1 protein-coding gene is annotated in these 609 nt (G+C 53.4%); it reads left to right on the forward strand.

Features of this window, described 5'->3' with window-relative positions; genetic code table 11:
* On the forward strand, nucleotides 1-609 hold a 609-nt coding region (locus ACR0B3_RS24465), incomplete at both ends, for a TrkH family potassium uptake protein (RefSeq protein WP_480811306.1).

Here is a 609-nt window from a genome sequence, read left to right on the forward strand (position 1 = left end):
GTTGATGCAGTGTTTGAGGCGATGTCAGGGCTGACGACAACAGGCTCAACAGTTTTCACAGGCTTGGAATATTTGCCCCACGGGCTGAACCTTTGGCGGGCGATGATCCAATGGTTTGGCGGGGTAGGTATCATCGTTGTCGCGATGGTGTTTTTGCCCGAATTGCGGGTGGGGGGGATGCAAATCTTCCGCTCCGAGGCATTTGAAACAATGGGAAAAATCTTGCCCCGAGCAACTGAAATTGCGGCGCGTATTTCGGTGATCTATGTGGCGCTCACCTTCCTGTGCTTTCTGGCTTATTGGGCCTTAGGCATGACCTTTTACAACGCGATCTTACACGCCTTTACCACGCTGTCCACGGGTGGGTTTTCGAACACGGATGCCTCTTTTGGGGTTTATCAAGGACCGCTTGAATATGTCGCGGCGGTGTTCATGATTTTGGCAAGCCTGCCCTTTGTGCGGTTTGTGCAGCTTTTGGCGGGCACGGCAGAACCGCTTTATCGTGACAGCCAAGTGCGCGCTTATCTTGGGGTCATCACGGCCCTTGTGCTGATCATGACAGTGTATCGGATTATCGCAAATGGCGACCATCTCGAGCATGGGATCCGC

Source organism: Ruegeria sp. CE9 (assembly GCF_056537425.1).